We start from the raw sequence: 14,041 nt of genomic DNA on the forward strand, positions 1-14,041 counted from the left end.
GCGCTCGATGCGCAAGGGAGGGACGCTCCGGCCTGTTTCGCGGCGCGGCGTCGAGGATGCGAAGAGGGCGGAGCGGATGAAGAAGACGGAGAGGACTACAGACTGCTCGCGAGGAGGTCTTTTCCGATCCGCTGGCGGTCGATCTTCCCGCTCGCGGTACGCGGCAACGCCTCGACCACGGTGATCGACACCGGCACGGCCGGGGCGGGCAGTACCTCGCCGAGCCGTCGCAGGAGCTCGCCGGTGTCGGCGGGCGGTGCGTCCTCTTCGACGGTGATCACGGCTCGGAGCGTGCGGGAGCCTTCGGCCGTTTCGACGGCGACACAGGCGGCTTCGACCACGCCGGACTGTTCCAGCAGCCAGACGTCGACCTCCAGCAGGTTGACGCGGAAGCCGCGGATCTTGACGTCGTGGTCGCGCCTGCTCAGGAACTGCAGCACGCCGTCGTCGAGCCGGACCAGGTCGCCGGTGCGGAACGCCCGGGTGTGGCCCTGAGGGGACGGGTCGATGGTGACGAAGCGTTCCGCGTTGAGCTGCTCCTGGTTCAGGTAGCCGAGCGACAACGGCAGGCCCGCCACGAGTAGTTCGCCCACTTCGGGCTCGGCCGGGTCCACGGGGTCGATCAGCAGCTCGCACCCCGGCAGGGGGGTGCCGATCGGAGGCAGGGCCGGCCAGGTCGAGGGGGAACCGGTGAGGGTGTGGGCCGTGACCATCGCCGACTCGCTCTGGCCGTAGTGGTTGTTGAGCCGGCAGGCCGGCAGCCGCTCGAAGAACTCACGGATCGGGCCGGTGCAGACGAACTGCTCGCCGGCCGTGTTGATCTCCGCGAGGGCCATGTGGTCCAGGGAGTCCTCCGCCGAGGCCGCGACGGCGAGCATGTTGAGTGCGAGGTAGGGCAGGAAGAGCCGCTCGATCCGGTTCTCGCCCAGCCAGTCGAGCAGCGAGAAGGCGTCCCGTCGCAGCTTCTCGGGCACGATGACGAGGGTGCCTCCGCCGCAGAGCGTGCCGAGAACCTCCTGGAAGCAGACGTCGAAGTTGAGGGGTGCGAACTGAGCGGTGCGCAGGTCGCGCCGGACCGAGTGCGCCGTCTGCCACGCGGCCATGCCGTCCAGGCAACTGTGCGGAATGCTCACGCCCTTCGGCCACCCCGTGGTGCCGGAGGTGTAGATGACGTAGACGGGGAGGTCGGGGCGGCACGCGACCGGTCGCCACTGGAGGTCCGCCGCCACCGATCCCGGCTCCGGGATCCGGACCAGGGTCGCCGAGGTCTCGAACCCGGGCTCGTCCCCGGTGTACAGCAGCACCTTGGCGGCGCTGTCGTTCAGCATGTGGGCGAGGCGCTGCACCGGGTACTCGGGGTCGAGCGGGACGTACGTGGCACCGATCGCGACCGTGCCGAGGAAGGCGGCGACCACCGCGGCACCCCGCGGCCCGGTCACGGCCACGCGGTCCTCCGGGCCGATCCCCTGGGCGACGAGGAGCTCGGCCACCGCTCCCGCCCAGTCCCGGAGCCGGGCGTAGGTGAACTCGGTGTCCCCTTCGACGACCGCCACCGCGTCGGGCCGTTCGGAAACGACCTCCAGGAACGATTCGACCAGGCAGTTCGGGGTGGCAGGTCCACCCCACAGGTTCATGGGCACGGAGGTCACGGCGCCTTTCGGGGTATCAAGCGGCATGGTCGTCGTCGAGGTAGAACTCGCGCATCAGCTGTCCGAGGTCGCGGCTGGGTCCGGCATCGGCCGTGCTGAACCGCTCGGAGACCCGGCTGCGGACCTCCGGCTCCTTCTCCTGGCTGAGTTTGAACATGCCGTCGGCGGACTCCACCTCGAAGCGGAAGCCACCGACGGCCGTTCCGATCCGGGCGAAGTAGTCGAGCGAGCCGTCCATCTGCCAGCCGTCACCGTGGGCCGACTCGTAGGCGGCGACCGTCAACTGCACGACATCGAGGGTCTCCTCCATGCTCTGGAGGAGCCGCAGCTTGCCCTGCACGTGTACCGAGACGAAGTTCCAGGTCGGCGCCGCCGGCGTGGTCCGGTAGAGGGTGGGGGTGATGTATCCGTGCGGCCCGGTGAAGATGAGCTGGGCGCTGGCGCCGTCGCTCAGGGAGTCCCAGTGGGAGTTGGCCCTGTTCATGTGCCCCAGCAGCGTGGCGCCCTCGGGGCCGCCGGTTCCCGAGGCGTCCTCGGGCGAGAAGATCACCGGCAGGTGCGTGGCGTACGGCACCTGGTCCCCGTTGGTGATCAGGGTGGCCAGGGGGTAGCGCCGGATGATGCGGCGGAGCCAGCCGCGGTCTTCGGGCTGATAGATGGACGGTACGTACATGACTATCCCTTGAGGATGGAAGCGGCGATCTCTCCGGACCGGACCGCGGTGTTGGACAGAAGGCCCGCGGCGAGACCGTGGGAGTGCTCCGTGCTCGCGCCCTGGAGGTAGATCCCGCAGCGGACCGCGTCCGACGTCGTGACGCGGTAGTCCCGCCCCACCACGAGCCGGCCCTCACCGTCCCGCTTGCAATCGGCGAGCAGCTCCCCGAGGAGCGGCAGCGGGTCGCTCGGCCGGTAGCCGGTGGCGTAGACGACCACGTCCGCGTCGATGACCCGGGACGAGTCGCCCGCGAGCGAGTCGACGGTCACGCGCACGCCGCCCGGGTGTTCCTCCACGGCGGTGGCCCGCGCGGTGTTGATCATGTTGAACCGGCGGGTCCCCAGGACCTTCTCCTGGTAGACGCGGCGGTAGAGCTCCTGCGACAGGTCGAGGTCGACCACCGAGTAGTTGGTGTTGCCGTGGTAGTCGATCAGCGTCTGCTTCACGTCCTGGGGCGCGGAGTAGAACTGGCCCACGGCGTCCGGGTCGAAGATGCCGTTCACGAACGGACTGTCGTCGGCGACGCTGTACCCGTAGCGCGAGAGCACGGCGTTGACCTCGGCCTCGGGGAAGGTGCGGTGCAGGTAGTCGGCGGCTTCGGCGGCGCTCTGCCCGGAGCCGACGACCACGAAGGTGCGGGGCGTACGGGTCAGGGCGGCCGCGCGGTGCAGCAGTCGGGAGCTGTGCCAGATGCGGTCGCTCTCCACGACTCCTGCCGGCATCCTGGGCGAGAGCCCGGCACCGATCACCACGTTGCGGGCGCGGCTCACGACGGTCGGAGCGGCGTCGGGCGACGTACGGGCGAGGATGTCGAGGTATTCCACCGCACCGTTCTCGACCACCGGGCGGATGCCGGTGATGTCGGATGCGTACGACACCACCGAGGTGAACTGTTCGGCGACCCATTCCAGATAGTCGTGGAACTCGACGCGGAGCGGGAACAGCGTCTTGCCGTTGATGAATTCGGCCATCCGGCCCTTCGCCTTGAGGTAGGAGACGAAGGTGTAGGCGCTGACGGGATTGCGCATCGTCGCAAGGTCCTTCAGGAAGGAGACCTGCATGGTCGCACCTTCCATCAGCATGCCACGGTGCCAGCCGAACTCCTGCTGCCGCTCGAAGAAGCGCATACCGATGCCGGGGTTTCCCGAACCCGAGCCGGCCGATTCCTCCAGGGCGATCGCGAGGGCGAGGTTCGAAGGGCCGAAGCCGACCCCGACCACATCCTCCGTGCGCGGTCCTGACCGTGCAGTCATGCTGTGGACTTCCTTCCAGTGTTCATATCGCCCGATCGGCGAAGTAGGTGTACCGGCGCCATATCTTCCCGCCGCGGAAGAGGTGGAAGTCCGCCCAGTTGACGGACACTTCCTCGGAACTCTTCAGCTGACCGGTGAACACTCCGCGGGCGGCCACCCAGTCCCCGCTCTCCACGATCGAGGCCACCTCGTGCCGACCGGAATCGATGATCCTGTCGGCCAGGTAGAAGCGTTTGAATTCGTCCATTCCGACGATCGCTTCGGTGCCGCCGCGCTCGTAGACCAGGTCTTCGCAGAACATGTCGAATACCGCTTCGTAGTCGGCCGCGTCCACACGTTCGTAGTAGGCGCGGACCGCACTCTCACGACTCGTTGCCATGTTCCCGCTACTTCTCGTGGAGGGCCATCGCGTGGATCAGCGACGTGGGGCGCAGATCGGTCCAGTGTTCGTTGACGTAGTCGAGGCACGCCGCCCGGTCGGCCTCGCCGAAGACGGTCGTCCAGCCGGGCGGGATGTCCGCGAAGGCCGGCCAGAGGGAGTGCTGGCCCTCGTCGTTGGTCAGCACGACGTACACGCCGTCTTCCTTCTCGAACGGGTTGCTCATGGTGTTCTCGCCTTCCGGTCGTTCTTGTCAGTTCGTTTCGCCGCGCAGGGTGGCGGCGACGATTTTTCCGATGCGCGCGATCATGCGCGGCTGGGTCATTCCACCGTGATCGCAGTCGAGATCGTGATTGATGATGCGGCCGTCGACGTGCGGGCCCCAGGCGTCGTATCCGAATGACTTCTCGGTTCGCCCTTGCAGTGCGGTGAAGAAGAGCAGGTCACCACGGAACCGGTCGGGTTCGAAGATGCGGAGCTGCCTCATGCTGTTCAGGCAGATTTCCTTTACCGCTTCCAGGTGGGATTCTTGCAGCTCACCCAGGACGCCACCTTCCCGGCGGATCGTCTCCATCAGCAGATTACCCTGGAGCAATTCACCCTTGGTGTGGTCGAGCTCCCGCAACACGACCTGAAACAATGCCGGGAGCACTTCGTCCTCGGGGACCTGGAACATCGCCTCGTCCTGGACCGGGAATGCGTCCATGAGGGCCAGGAGTGCGACTTCTTCGCCCTGTCGCTGCAATTCGGTGGCCATGGCGTAGGCCAGATGCCCGCCGAATGACCAGCCCAGCAGATGATAGGGGCCGTTCGGCTGGACCTTTCGGATCCTATCCACGTACTCGGCGGCGGATTCCGCTATGTCCTCGGGAAGCCGGCCGTCATCGGTCAGCCGCGGGGACTGGAGACCGTATATCGGTCGATCCTTTCCCACATGCGGAACGAGCCCAGAATAGCACCAGCTCAAACCACCGGCCGGATGCATGCAGAAAAGGGGCGGGAGTTCGCCGCTGTTGCGCAAAGGAAGAAGGACGTCAAAGGCATCGTGATGCGCGACCTCGTCCAGCTGTCCGGCCAGAGCGGCGACCGTGGGGTTCTCGAAGAGGTGGCGCAGCGAGAGGTCCACACCGAGCGCCACACGCACCTTGCCCATGAGGCGGGTCGCGGCGAACGAGTGGCCTCCGAGTTCGAAGAAGTCGTCCTCCAGACCAACTCGGTCCACTCCGAGCACCTCGGCGAACAGCTCGCACAGGATCTGCTCCCGCGCCGTTCGGGGCGTGCGGTCGCTTCGGCCGCTGCCGGAGTCGGGTACCGGCAACACCGCCCGGTCCAGGGCGCCTTCCTCGTCGAGGGGAAGGCGGTCCACGACCATGAGGAGCTCCGGCACGAGGTACTCCGGCAGGAGGCCGCGCGCCGTCTCCCGGACGGTGCTCACGAGACCGTCCGCTCCGCCCGCGCCGTCCTCCGGGACCACGTACCCGACGAGTCGCCGGACTCCGGCCGCGTCCGTCCGTGCGGCCACTGCCGCACCGGCGACCCCCGGGGTGCGGGCGAGCACCGATTCGACCTCGGCGGGCTCGACCCGCAAGCCCCGGACGCGCGTCCGGTCGTCCGTACGCCCGATGAACTCGAGCACGTTCCCGCTCCCCCAGCGGACCAGGTCACCGGTGCGGTGCATCCGCGCGCCCGGAGGGCCCGAGGGATCGGCCACGAAGCGCTCGGCGGTCTCGCCCGGCAAGCCGTGATAGCCGCGGGCCACTCCGGGGCCCGCCACGTAGAGCTCTCCGGGAACGCCCCGCGGGACGGGGCGCAGCCGCGCATCCAGCACGTGCACCCGACGCCCGGCGATCGGACGGCCCATCGGCACCGACGGGCCGGACCCCGGGCCGTCGACCGACACCGGGCCGTCGTTCGGCACGTGGTGCGTGACGGGGCCCGCGGCCTCCGCCAGGCCGTAGCCGTGGGCGACCGTCGTCCCCGGGCAGGCGGCAGCGACCTTCTGCACGGTTTCCGCCGGGAGCACATCGCCGCCCACCGATACGTACGGGACGTCCGCGAGCAGGTCGGGCCGCCGCTCCGCGACGAGCTCGAACTCCTCCACCGACAGCACCAGCCGCTCGACCGGCGCGCCGACCGGCAGGGCCGTCAGCGACTCGACGGCCGTGTCACCGGCGGGCGCCACCGTCAGCCGTCCGCCGGAGAGCAGGGGTGCCCACCATTGCGCCGTCGGTCCCGCTTGCACGTGCGCGGGGAGGAGGACCGTCCGGCCCCCGTGCGTCACCGGGCCCCCGTCCGTGACGGGGCCCGCCATGTCGCGGTGGGTGAGGGCGATGCCCTTGGGCCCCGCCGTCCCCGACACGTATCGCAGGCAGGCGAGCCGGTCCGGCTCGACCACGAGCCCGAGGTCGTCCGTACGGCCGCCGTCCGCCTCGTCGTCGATGAGCAGCTCCGGCGCGTTCGTCGTGCCTTCCGCGCCGGTCCCGGCCCGGTCGGCGAGTACCAGCCGGGCGTCCGCCGCCGTGACGACGGCCTGCCATCGGGGCGTCGGTGCGCCCAAGGCCAGGGTCACGTACGCGCCCCCCGCCTTGGCCACCGCCACCGCGGCCGCCATCAGGTCCAGGGGCCGCTCCAGGCGCAGGGCGACCCGGGCTTCCGCCGTCACGCCGGCCTCGACGAGCCTGTGGGCCAGGCGATTGGCCCGTGCGTTCAGCTCCGCGTACGTCAGGGTCGCGCCGTCGGTCTCCACGGCCACCGCCGAGGGGGTCAGCGACACCTGTCGCTCGAAGAGCGCGGCCAGGCCGTCGGCCGGGGCCGTCGCCTGCGTGCCGCTGCCGCTGGCCGTGCCGCTGCCCGTGCCGGCCGCGAGGAGTTCCTCGCGCTCGCCCGGTACCAGCACCTCGTACCGGCCGATCGGCAGCGTCGGGTCCGCCACCGCCGCCCCCAGCAGCCGCTCCAGGCGCGTGGCCAGCGTGGCCACGTCCTCGCGGTCGAAGAGGTCCGTGGCGAACTCGACGAATCCGGCCACTCCTTCGAGGGTTCCGTCGGCGGAGAGCTGCTCCCGGAAGAAGAAGGAGAGGTCGAACTTGGCGGTGTGCGTCCCCATGGGCTCCACCGCCATGCCCAGGCCGCCGAGCGCGAAGTCGGGGGTGACCATGTTCTGCAGTACCAACAGCACCTGGAACAGCGGCTGATGGGCCTGCGAGCGGGTGGGATTGAGCGCTTCCACGAGCCGCTCGAAGGGCACGTCCTGATGTGCGTGCGCGGCCAGATCCGTGTCGCGGACCCGCTCCAGCAGCTCCAGGAAGCCGGGATCACCCGAGGTGTCCGTGCGCAGCACCAGAGTGTTCGCGAAGAACCCCACCAGGTCGTGCAGCGCCTCGTCGGTCCGGCCGGCGACGGGGGTGCCGATCGGGATGTCGGTTCCGGCCCCCATCCGGGTCAGCAGTGCGGCGAGTGCGGCCTGCAGGATCATGAACAGGCTGGTGCCGGTCTCCCGCGCCAGCCCGAGCAGCCCCGCGTGCAGTTCGGGCGACAGGCTCAGGTCCAGCATGTCGCCCCGGTAGCTCGCCACGGGGGGCCTGGGGCGTGTAGCCGGCAGCCGCAGGCTCTCGGGCACACCGGCCAGCGCATCCCTCCAGTACGCGAGTTGGCGCGCGGCACGGCTGCCGGGGTCGCTCTCATCGCCGAGGAACTCGTCCTGCCAGAGGGTGTAGTCCGCGTACTGCACGGGGAGCGGGTCCCAGTGCGGCGCCTCGCCGGCCGTCCGGGCCCGGTAGGCCTCGGCCAGGTCGCGGGCCAGCGGCGCGAGGGAGGATCCGTCGCCGGCGATGTGATGGATGAGGATGGTCAGGACGTGGTCGTCCGGCGCGAGTGCGAACAGGCTGGTCCGCACGGGCGGGGTGGAGGCGAGGTCGAAGGAGTGGGACACCGCGTCCGCGAGCAGGCCCGGCAGGGCGTCGGCGGTCGTGTGCACCGTGTGCAGCCCGCCCCAGGCGTCGGAGGCGTCCAGGACCTGCTGGAAGGGGACGCCGTCGATCTCGGGGAAGACGGTGCGCAGGCTCTCGTGCCTCTCGGTCACGGCGCGCAGGGCGGCTGCCAGGGCCTCGCGGTCCAGTGCCCCGGACAGCCGCAGCACCAGCGGGATGTTGTAGGTGGGGCTGGGGCCTTCGATCCGGTGCAGCAGCCACATGCGGCGCTGCGCGAAGGAGAGCGGGACGGTCTCCGGGCGCCGTACGGGACGCAGCGCGGGCGGTGCTTCGTCCGCCTCGTCCAGCCGCGCCACCAGTCCGGCGACGGTGGGGGCGTCGAAGAGGAGCCGGATCGCCAGGTCCACACCGAAGGTGGCGCGGATCCGTGCCATCAGACGGGTCGCGAGCAGCGAGTGCCCGCCCAGGAGGAAGAAGTCGTCGTCGATGCCGACGCCCTCCCGGCCGAGGACCTCGGCGAACAGGGCGCAGAGGACCTCCTCGCGGGGTGTGCGGGCCTGGCGGCCGGCCGGCCGCTCCTGCGGGGCGGGGACCGGAAGGGCCTTGCGGTCGAGTTTGCCGCTGGCGGTCGACGGGAGCGCGTCCAGGACGACGAACGCGGCCGGCACCATGTGGCCGGGAAGGCCGTCGGCCGCCCGGGCGCGCAGTTCCGCCGGGTCGGGCGCCTGCGACGCGGAGCGGCGGGCCACGTACGCCACGAGACGCTGGTCGCCCGGCTGGTCCTCGCGGAGGACCACCACGGCTTGGGCGACCCGCGGGTCCTCCTCCAGCACGGCTTCGATCTCGCCGGGCTCGATGCGGAATCCCCTGAGCTTCAGCTGGTGGTCGGCGCGCCCGGCGAACTCCAGCTGTCCGTCGGCCGTCCAGCGCGCCATGTCTCCCGTGCGGTACATGCGGGAGCCGGCCGGGCCGAAGGGGTCGGCGACGAAGCGTTCGGCGGTCAGTGCGGGGCGGTGCAGGTAGCCGCGGGCGAGACCGGCGCCGGCGATGTACAGCTCGCCCACCACGTTGGCGGGCACCGGCCGGAGTGCGGAGTCCAGGACGTAGACGCGGCTGCCCGGAACGGGGCGGCCGATCGGGGGCGCTCCGGCGCCGTCCAGCGGCTCGCTCATCGTGGCGGCCACGGTGGACTCGGTGGGTCCGTAGGCGTTGATCATCCTGCGGCCCCGCGACCACCTCGCCACGAGGGCCGGGGAGCACGCGTCACCGCCGACCACGAGGGTGGCGAGCGACGGCAGTTCGTACTCCGGCATGCTCGCCAGCGCGGCCGGGGAGATGAACGCGTGACTGACGGCCTGTTCGGCCAGCAGTTCGGCCAGTTCGCGGCCCGCCAGCGGACCGTGCGGCGCCACGACGAGGGTCGCCCCCGCGGCGAAGGCCATGCAGATCTCCAGGACCGACGCGTCGAAACTGGGCGACGCGAGCTGGAGGACCCGGCTCGCCGGCTCGACGCGGAATCGTTCCACCTCGGCGGCGGCGAAGGCGGCGATGCCCGAGTGGGTGACCAGGACTCCCTTCGGCCGGCCCGTGGAGCCCGAGGTGTAGATCACGTAGGCCGGGGCGCCCGGCCCGGTCTCCACGGCCGGGTCCTGCCCGGGGTACCCGGCCAGGGCCTGACGGCACTCGGCGAGGTCGAGCAGCCCCGGGAACCCGAGCACGGCGGGGGGCACGTCACCGGTGCCGGTGTCCGCGACGACGTGGGCGGGAGCGGCGTCGGACAGCATGAAGGCGATCCGGTCGTCCGGGTAGTCGGGGTCGACGGGCAGGTAGGACGCTCCGGTCTTGAGCACGGCCAGTACGGCCACGATGAGCTCGGCGGAGCGGGGCAGCGCGAGGGCGACGATCCGCTCCGGACCCACGCCCCGTGCGAGCAGCAGGTGCGCCATGCGGTTGGCGGCGGCGTTCAGTTCCGCGTACGAGTAGGCGTCCTCGCCGCACACCAGGGCGGTCGCGGTGGGCGTCGCGGCGACGTGCCGTTCGAAGATCGTGTGCAGGCGGGTGACCGGCACCGGCTCGCCGGTTTCGTTCCACTCCCCCAGGATCTGCAGGCGTTCGGCCGGGGCGATCACCTCGACCTGGCTGATGGGCAGGTCCGGCTCGTCCGTGACGGCGGTGAGCAGCCGCACGAAACGCTCGCCGATGCGCCGCGCGGTCTCCTCGTCGAACAGGTCGGTGCTGTACTGGATCCAGCCCTCGACGCCTGCGGCCTTGCCCTCCTCGGTCCGGTTCTCGCTGAGGTGCACCGAGAGTTCGAACTGGGAGAGTCCCAGGTCGACCGGTTCCAGGCGGGCGTCGGCACCGGGCAGCCGGAAGACCGGCCGGGTGTTGTTCTGGAAGGCCAGCATGACCTGGACGAGGGGCTGGTACGAGGACGTGCGCGCCGGGTTGAGCGCTTCCACGAGCCGCTCGAAGGGCAGGTCCTGGTGCGCGTAGGCGGCCAGATCGGCAGCCCGTACACGCTTGATCAACTCACGGAAGCCGGGGTCGCCGGAGGTGTCCGTACGCAGGACGAGCGTGTTGACGAAGAGCCCCACCAGGTCGTCCAGGGCGTCGTCGGTGCGGCCGGCGATCGGGCTGCCGACGGGGATGTCCGTACCCGCTCCCAGTCGGGTCAGCAGCGCCGCCAGACCGGCCTGGACCACCATGAACAGGCTGGCCCGGTTGCTGCGCGCCAGGTCCCACAGCTTCTGGTGGAGTCCGGCGTCGACCCGGAAGGGCACCGCGTCCGCCCGGAAGCTCGCGACGGCGGGGCGCGGCCGGTCGGCGGGCAGGTTCAGGTTCTCCGGGAGGCCGGCCAGGGCCGTGGTCCAGAAGTCCAGTTGGCGGGCGAGCGGGCTGTCCGGGTCCGCCTCGTCCCCGAGCGTCCGGCGCTGCCACAGGGCGTAGTCGGCGTACTGCACCGGCAGGGGCGACCAGGACGGCGCGCGGCCGTCGCACCGGGCGGCGTACGCCTCGGCGAGGTCGTGCGCGAGGGGCGCGAGGGACCATCCGTCACCTGCGATGTGGTGCAGGAGGAAGAGCAGGACGTGCTCCTGCGGGCCGGTCCGGAAGAGCGTGGGCAGCACCGGGGGCTCGGTGGCGAGGTCAAAGGTGTGCCGTGCGGCCTCGGCGAGGGCCCGCGGCAGTTCGGCTTCCGGGACGTCGGTGACGCGCAGGCGCGCGGGCAGGGCCTCGCGGCCCAGGACGACCTGATGGGGTCCGTCGGCCGTCTCGGGGAAGACCGTGCGCAGGCTCTCGTGGCGCTCCATGACGTCGAGGAGCGCCAGTTGCAGCGCCTCCGGGTCCAGGTGCCCGGACACCCTGAGGGCCGGCGCGATGTTGAGGGCGGGGTTGGCCCCGTCGAAGTGGTTGAGGAACCACAGGCGGCGCTGGGCGAAGGACAGCGGTACGCGTTCGGGCCTCGTCGACGCCGTGAGGGGGTCGGCGGCCGACGGGCCGCTGCGGAGCACGTGCGCGAGGGCCGCCACCGTCGGTGCGTCGAACAGCGCCCGGACGTTGAGGTCCACGCCGAGGGTGGAACGGATGCGGCTGGTGAGCCGGGTGGCCAGGAGGGAGTGGCCGCCGAGGTCGAAGAAGTCCTCGTCGACACCGACCCGCGGCAGGCCGAGCACCTCGGCGAACAGGCCGCACAGGACCTCCTCCTGGGGGGTCCGCGGCGCGCGGCCCTCCCGGGGGACGACGGGCTCCGGCGCTGCGGGCGCCGTCGTGTCCGTCGTGTCCGTCGTGGGTGCGGCCGCCGGACCGCCGGAGCGGCGTACGGGCTCCAGGGCTCCCGCGGACGTGCGGCGAACGAGCTCGCCGGTCCGGTACATCCGCCCGCCGGGGGCTCCGAAGGGGTCGCAGACGAAGCGTTCGGCCGTCAGACCGGCCCGGTGCGCGTAGCCCCGTGCCAGTCGGGTTCCGCTCAGGTACACCTCGCCCACCGCACCGGGCGGCACCGGCTGGAGGGCGTGGTCCAGCACGTGCGTCCGGATGTTCGGTGTGCGCCGTGCGGTCGGGGCGGCCCCGGTGGCCTCCGGCCGTCCCGCGGTATCCGGTGCCGGCAGGCCGGGCCGGGCCTCGATCGTTCCGCCGCTCAGCAGCGCGGGGAAGAGCGCCAGCGGCGAGACGCCGGAGGTGAAGAGGTCGGGGACGCCGACGCTGGACCGGCGGGGTGCGTCCTGTACGAGGTCCACGACGTTGGTGTGGGGCAGCAGGACGCAGGAGCCGTCGGCGGAGGGCAGGATGCAGGCGGTGTTCGACGGCAGGAGGGGCCGCCGGCGATCGGCGTCCGCGAGGTCCGTTTCCGGGCCGGTCCGCAGCGCCGCGGCATTCTCCGGGGAGTCCAGCACCACGGTCGGCAGCTCCGCGGGGAGCGTCAGCGCGGTGGTGGAGTCGACGAGGGCGCAGACGGGCCGGGCCTCGGCGAGGATCCGGGCGAGCCGGTCCTGCGGGGTGTCCGCCGCCAGGGGAAGGCAGGCCGCTCCCGCCTTCAGCACGGCCAGCAGGGCCACGACGGTGTCGGCGGTCTTCGGCAGGGCGAGGGCCACGACGTCCTCCGGGCCGGCGCCGCGCCGGACGAGGAGGCGGGCGAGCCGGTTGGCCCGTACGTTCAGCTCGTCGAAGTCGATCCGTGCGTCATCGCATGCGAGGGCCACCGCCTCCGACGTGAGCCCGGCCTGCGTCTCGAACATCGTGGGAAGGGTGACCGGCTCGGTCTCGCGCGCCGTGTCCTCGTCCCCGCCGGGCTCCGCGGCGATTTCCCGGGGAGCGGGCAGGCCGACCCGCCCGATCGCCTGGTGCGGGTCGCGGGCCATGCGTTCCAGCATCGCCAGGAGACGGTGGGCGAGTTGCTCGGCCGTGTCCCGGTCGATGAGGTGGGGCTGGAAGTCCAGGCGTATGAGGAGGCTCTCGGCCGGGACCACGAGAAGGGTGAGCGGGTAGTGGGTCCCGTCGTGGGTCTCCACGCCCGCGATGCGCACCCCGCCGGTGTCGGCCTGGAGCGCGTCGGGGTCGCTGGGGTAGCTCTCGAAGGCGACGAGCGTGTCGAAGAGCTCCCCGTGGCCCGCGAGCTGCTGGATCTCCGCGAGCCCGACGTGCTGGTGGTCCATGAGGGCGCTCTGCCGCTCCTGGAGGCGGGACAGCGCGCTCAGCACCGTCTCGTGCGCGCTGAAACCGACGCGCACCGGCAGGGTGTTGACGAAGAGGCCGATCATGCTCTCGACGTCGGGGACCTCCGGCGGACGGCCCGAGACGGTGGCTCCGAAGACCACGTCCTCCCGGCCGGTCATGCGGCCGATCAGGAGGCCCCAGGCACCCTGGAAGACCGTGTTCAGCGTCAGGCCGTTCCCCCGCGTCATGGCCGTCAGGGCGGAGGCGAGCGCCGTCGGCACCTCCAGCGTGACGCGCTCCGCGGCCACGGGCACCGCGTCCCGGGCCTGGGGGGCGACCAGCGTCGGCCCCGTGAGCCCGCGGAAGGCCTCGCGCCAGGCGGTCGCGGCGCCGTCCCGGTCCCGCGCGGCCAGCCAGCTCACGAAGTCCCGGTAGGGGGCTGCCGGGCGCAGGGCCTTCTCGTCGCCGCCGTTGCCGTACAGGGCCAGCAGGTCGGCCATGAGCAGCGGCACCGACCAGCCGTCGATGAGGATGTGGTGGACGCTCAGGACGAGGCTGTACTTCTCCTCGTCGAGGCGGACCAGGGTGCAGCGCATCAGCGGCGGACGGGCGAGGTCGAACCGGCGGGCCCGGTCGGCCGCCCGTACGGCCGCGAGGGCCTCGGGGCGAGCGTCTTCGGGCGTGTCGCGCAGGTCGACCTCGGCCCACGGCAGCTCGCACCGGCGGGGGATCACCTGGACGGCCTGGCCGCGGCCGGTGATCCGGAAGCCGGCGCTCAGGTTGGGGTGCCGGCGCAGGAGCGCCTCGGCCGAGGTCCGCAGCGTGGACGCGTCGAGCGGCCCGTGCAGTTCGAAGGCGAACTGCACGAGGTAGAGGTCCGCGGCCTGGTCGTCGTAGAGGGCGTGGAAGAGGAAGCCCTCCTGCATGGGTGACAGCGGGAGAACGTCCTTCAGCCCTGACTGCTTCAC

At 71.5% G+C, this 14,041-nt stretch carries 6 protein-coding genes; all 6 read right to left on the reverse strand.

Going from position 1 to position 14,041, the window contains the following annotated elements:
• Positions 1 to 95 precede the first annotated feature (95 nt).
• From ACE1OC_RS10685 to ACE1OC_RS10710, 6 genes are read right to left on the reverse strand one after another with little or no spacing between them, the layout of a single operon-like run.
• Complete coding sequence (locus ACE1OC_RS10685; RefSeq protein ID WP_407836832.1) at positions 96 to 1,649, reverse strand: AMP-binding protein; 1,554 nt, start codon at positions 1,647 to 1,649, stop codon at positions 96 to 98.
• Between the two features lie 16 nt (positions 1,650 to 1,665).
• A complete protein-coding gene (locus ACE1OC_RS10690) occupies positions 1,666 to 2,322 on the reverse strand; it encodes an FMN-binding negative transcriptional regulator (RefSeq protein WP_407836833.1) in 657 nt (218 codons plus the stop codon).
• Positions 2,323 to 2,324: 2 nt separating this feature from the next.
• Entirely contained in the window at positions 2,325 to 3,617 is a 1,293-nt protein-coding gene (locus ACE1OC_RS10695) for a lysine N(6)-hydroxylase/L-ornithine N(5)-oxygenase family protein (RefSeq protein ID WP_407836834.1), read from the reverse strand.
• A 22-nt stretch (positions 3,618 to 3,639) separates the two neighbouring features.
• Positions 3,640 to 3,996, reverse strand: coding sequence for a nuclear transport factor 2 family protein (locus ACE1OC_RS10700; protein WP_407836835.1), 357 nt, complete (start codon positions 3,994 to 3,996; stop codon positions 3,640 to 3,642).
• Positions 3,997 to 4,003: 7 nt separating this feature from the next.
• Complete coding sequence (locus ACE1OC_RS10705; protein ID WP_407836836.1) at positions 4,004 to 4,222, reverse strand: MbtH family protein; 219 nt, start codon at positions 4,220 to 4,222, stop codon at positions 4,004 to 4,006.
• A gap of 27 nt (positions 4,223 to 4,249) precedes the next feature.
• The gene (locus tag ACE1OC_RS10710) at positions 4,250 to 14,041 is read right to left on the reverse strand and encodes an amino acid adenylation domain-containing protein (protein WP_407836837.1); all 9,792 of its coding nucleotides are present in this window, start codon (positions 14,039 to 14,041) and stop codon (positions 4,250 to 4,252) included.

Origin of the sequence: Streptomyces stoeckheimensis (assembly GCF_045822005.1) — a bacterium.
GTDB lineage: Bacteria > Actinomycetota > Actinomycetes > Streptomycetales > Streptomycetaceae > Streptomyces > Streptomyces stoeckheimensis.